The 5,062-nt window shown below is 40.8% G+C and carries 3 protein-coding genes; all 3 read left to right on the top strand.

Going from position 1 to position 5,062, the window contains the following annotated elements; all coding sequences use genetic code 11:
- The first annotated feature begins 783 nt into the window (after positions 1 to 783).
- Complete coding sequence (locus RQ763_RS09435; protein ID WP_314152602.1) at positions 784 to 2,208, top strand: hypothetical protein; 1,425 nt, start codon at positions 784 to 786, stop codon at positions 2,206 to 2,208.
- Entirely contained in the window at positions 2,205 to 2,696 is a 492-nt protein-coding gene (locus tag RQ763_RS09430) for a hypothetical protein (protein WP_314152600.1), read from the top strand. The genes RQ763_RS09435 and RQ763_RS09430 overlap by 4 nt, the downstream gene beginning before the upstream one ends.
- A gap of 25 nt (positions 2,697 to 2,721) precedes the next feature.
- On the top strand, positions 2,722 to 5,062 hold a 2,341-nt coding region (locus tag RQ763_RS09425; RefSeq protein WP_314152599.1), incomplete at its 3' end, for a hypothetical protein.

Raw genomic sequence — 5,062 nt, 5'->3', positions numbered from 1 at the left:
GGAGGCATTGAAGGTAATTTAGATTCTGGATTTGGATTTTCCTATGATGAAAGAGCGGAAGAATTATATACTGATTTTTGTAAGCAGGCAAAAATTTGGCTAACTGAAAATCCTAATGCTGAAATTTCTCTAGGGGAAGTTGGATTTAGTCGTGGGTCGGCCGTAATTGCAAAGTTTAACCAATTGGTTTATGAACGCGGTATAATTGATCCTGACTCGGCAGTTGTTTCAGTAGATACTACTAGTGTAGACCCAACTCAGTGGAAACAGATAACAACTTATGCAACAGTTCTCAAAGCACCTGGAACTACTGCTCAAGCAGCAATTTTCTATGACCCAGTAATGACAGGAATAGCAGATGATTTATCTTTATCTCCTTCTACTATTTCAGTACTTCAAATTACAGCGGCAAACGAGTATCGTACACTTTTTCCGTCTATGAGTCTTGTAGCACCAGGATTGAGTGAAGATGGTAGATATTTAAATCTTACTGTTTCGGGTGCCCATTCTGATATCGGTGGTGGATATTATTTAGATGGATTATCAACATTAAATTTTAATATGACTGCTTCCGTATTAAACACTATATTGGGAGAAAATATCGTAAAAACACTTGATAATTCGTCAGATGAAGGGATGTATGTCATTCACAATTCTGTAGAAGGTGAATGGTTTTACACCAAGACATTGAGTAGAGAAATTAAATATTCAGATAATATGGCAGGGAATGAGTCCTTTGGTGTTAATTCAGAACTGAAAGCACTATATAGTTATGGTGTATTAATGGAACAAGATTCAAATACCACCTTAGGTTTAAGTGTTGATTTTCAACAAACAATATATGAGATAGCCGCAACAGTAACATCAGGTGTAAGTAATCTCATAGATGGTGTTGCTACTTACGGACCATCTTTGATTGATGCTTTTACCCTTATAAAAGCAATCCAATCAGGGGAACCGTTGCCTATTGTTACATCAGGATTGCGCCTTGCTAATGATATTAATAATTTAACATCATCAACGCCAAACTATACACTCTCAGGTATGTCAAGTGTTGGAGGCGGAATTCTTAGTATTATGAGTCTAGACGCTGCCTTGAAGCAAGGAGATACCGTAGGAGCTATAACGGCAAGTGCACAAACGATTAGTTTTGCAGCAAGTGCTTATATTGACTTTACAGGTGCAACTTCTGGATTGGCAACAGAAATCAGTGGTACTTTAATGGGTACGGGTACGAACACATTAGGTTTGACTAATGGTGTACTACCATATTTAAATCTAGCAAATGCGATTGCAAAGGGAGATGAAGTCGGAATAGCCATTAGTGCAGTATCACTTATCCCAGGTATGCAGTGGGTAGGAGTTGCTTATGCAGTATATTCAATCGTCGACAGCCTCTTCGGCGGAGACGACATCCCAGACCCATGGGGAACAGGAAGATATGTTTGGGACGGTACAAGCATAAAAATCCAGAGTGCAGGAGAGACAGGAGGAAACGAAGCTGTTAGCGGCGTAATGCAAAGCGTCATCACTGCCATGAACTCTCTTATAGAACAGCAGCGACAAACAAATCCTACAAGTTCATTAGGCATCATCGCCAACCGTATGCCTACTGTTGCTTATGACATGTCAGGATACCGCTATACAGACATAGACCCTCTTACAGGAGTTGAGCTACATCCATCACTTCGTTTCGATACCTCGGGTAACCCATACAACGCAACACCGGGTTCAGCTGAATCTTTTCAGTCAATAGGTGAAGCAATCATTCGCTCTGCACTAGAAAGAGAAGCGATTGCTCCGATGTGGGAAGTAGAGACTGCAAAAATGCAAACAGATGCCGGTGACCCAAAAGCGGGACTTACAGAAGAAGCCAGAGCAGGAAGAGACGGACAACTTGCACCTGAAGTTACAGGAGACACTCAAACATTCCGTCCTGTTACACTTGACCTTAGCGGAAACAATCAAATAGACATTATCTCAAAAACAACCTCAGGAATCAGCTTCGATGTGGATGATTCTGGCTATATGAAAGAGACGGCATGGGTCGGCGGAGGAGATGCCTTCCTTACACTTGACCGTGATTATAACGGAGAGACCAACAGCGGACGAGAGATGTTCTCTAACTCTACCGTAGCTCTGGGACGAAGAGGTCTGGCAGGGATGGGCTGGGTTAATAATTTTATTGAAATTAGGAGGGTAGTATGAAAATAGTAAAAAGCACATTGTTTAGTGCTTTAGTTTTATCAACTTTATCTTTAGGAGGATGCATGACAAAAGATCTTGTAAATCACACATTTGAGTTTGACGCTCGATCAGAAAGCCCAGATATAGAAGTATTGGATTATTTGTATGGTAATTCCAAGCTTACGGGAGTGCGTCCACCAGATTGGGCTGCAAAGGATACTCCTAAAGGTTTTGAAAATATCACTGGACCTATTCATAGAGGTGATTCTTTATATGTTAAATGGCGTATTAAAGCAACCGGTGAAGTGTTTGAAGACAGGGTTGATTTAAAAGATAGACTTCCAATAAATATTGAGAAGCATCGCATCCATTTTTTAGTGAAAGGAAGGCAGTTATATGTTTATCTTATCTCACCGCAAAAAAATCCGAATCCTTGGGTTAAACCGCCTTTATCGATGTATTCGCATCTAAAAGTCGATGAAATCTATCCAGCCCAACCAAAATTTTAAAAACACATGAAAGGAAAATAAAATTATGTCAACTGCTATTGCAACAACATTAACCCCTGATCAGATTGCAGATGCTCAGCAGCAAGCGGTATTAATCGCTTCTGCTATAACAACACCTGTCGTAGATAGTAACACATTTGTCTTTGTCGCTGCATTTGATGGGACAAATAATGATGTGAATGACCTTTCTTTATCTGGTGACCCTCAAAGTACGAATGTAGGGCAGATATTTGCTCAAGTAAAAGAAAGTTCTTTTAGTAATCCTAATATTGGCGGAACCTATTATAAGGGTCCAGGAACAGAAGGTACATTAACAGCTTCATCATGGCTTCCGCCGCAAGTAACTCAGCAAGTAATTGATACGGCTAATCAAGCCTACAATGATTTTACACTACAAGCATCGGCTTGGCTCGACACCCATCCTGGAGGATCCGTGACGACGATGGTAACCTCCTTTAGTCGCGGAGGAGCATCAGCGGCTATTTTTTCACAGTTGCTATTTGAGCGTGGATTGGTCGATCCGCGTACAGGACAAGTTCTGATGCTACCCGGAGAAGTCGGTGTATCAGGTGGTGTTATTTTTGATCCTGTCGATACAGGTGTAAATGGTAATTTGGCATTTGTTAATGTTCAAAATGTTACGATTATTCGTGCTGAGGATGAGTATCGTTCATTATTTCAAGCCGCTGATTATACTGGACAAACAGGCATTTCAACCTATTGCTTTACTGGTAATCACGGTGATATCGGCGGAGGACAAGATAACGGACTCTCGGCACTTACATTGAGTGCCGCCACCAGCATTTTTAGCAATTTGGGATTAACAATAAGTCCCGTACCTGATTCGCGGTTATTTGATGCGACAAAGCCAGTTGTAATTCATGTCGAAGATGGATGGACGCAAGATAATGTTAATACAAATGGAGCTATTATCTCGAATTTTACACGCTTGACCGATACCGTATCTGTGCCTGAGTATACGAGCTTAGACGGCGGTATAACGAGAGTATTTGACAATATATCGGGAAATACGGTGAGCATATCTAAAAATGATGTTTTTGCCGGTAAATCCGTTACGGTAAGCATTAGAGATAGCAGCGGCACATTGATGTCGGCAACTACTACGGAAATTAGTTTAAATCGCAAGGTTTCTATTACAAGCACGGATATAAACGGAGATGGAAAAATTGATCAAACAAATACCTTTGTGCTTAATGATGATGGCACTAAAACGGCTAATATAACACTATATACAGATGACAGCACCTCTGAAACTGTACGTCATTTGGCGGCTAATGGAACTTTTAACGATGAGATTACAACAGTTTTTACTACAGAGGGAGAGACATATACTACTGTAACTACTTCTGGCTCAATGGGGCTTGTTAGTGTACAATATGTTAATGGTAAATTTCAAGGATTAACAGCTATTAATGGTATGTCAGTTAGCACAGGGCTTAACCAACTTTTTTTACAAGAATTGCAAAATCAGGGGATTACATCTCCAAGTGTTGATGACATCTACCGTATGAATCAAAATTTGGGAGATAATGCAACTGGGAGCGATTTAGTACTTCAAAAAGCATTACAAGACGTTACAGATACTGCTTTAACAGAAACTGACTACTACGGAAGACCTACATTGTTGACGCAAACTGAATCGACAATGAAAGTAATTGGAAACAGTATAGGAACATTAACTGATGCTTTATCAATGGTAAGAGCTATCCAAAGCGGAGAGCCACTTCCGATAACAGTAACAGGACTGAGACTGGCAGCAGATTTAGACTTTATGGACGGTACACGTGACATGCCAAATCTCGGAGCAGCAGCGAGTGTCGGTAGTGCAATTTTGTCCGTATACAGTTTGGCTAATGCTTTAGAAAACGGCGATAATATTGCCGCAGTCAGCTCGGCAGCATATGTAGTTAAAGGTGCAGCCGATGCAGCATTGTTTCTTCAAACATCAGGTGCTATTTCTGAACTTCCTGCATCTATAGGTACTTTAAGTTCTAATTTAAACACCGCTATTCCTTATTTGAATATTGTAAATTCTATAGCTCATGGAGATACTCTTGGAGTAGGGTTGGCAGTTGCAGAATTAGCCATGATGAATGCGGGTTTATATACGGTTCCTTATATTGGTTGGGCTTATGCAGTATATTCTATCGTCGACAGCCTCTTTGGTGGAGACGACATCCCAGACCCATGGGGAACTGGTCGTTTCGTTTGGGACGGAACAAGCATAAAAGTACAGAGTGCAGGAGAGACGGGAGGAAACGAAGCTGTTAGCGGCGTAATGCAAAGCGTAATCACTGCCATGAACTCTCTTATAGAACAACAACGCCTTACAAACCCTACAAGCT

Source organism: Sulfurimonas sp. (assembly GCF_032250635.1).
Classification (GTDB): Bacteria; Campylobacterota; Campylobacteria; order Campylobacterales; family Sulfurimonadaceae; genus Sulfurimonas.
Note: the sequence above shows the minus strand (reverse complement) of the source record. Positions and strands in the feature narration are given on the sequence as shown.

Bases quoted from the DNA above. Each gene is read 5' to 3' on its own strand.
- RQ763_RS09435 (WP_314152602.1), top strand. From the start codon at position 784: ATGGAACAAGATTCAAATACCACCTTAGGTTTAAGTGTTGATTTTCAA.
- RQ763_RS09430 (WP_314152600.1), top strand. From the start codon at position 2,205: ATGAAAATAGTAAAAAGCACATTGTTTAGTGCTTTAGTTTTATCAACT.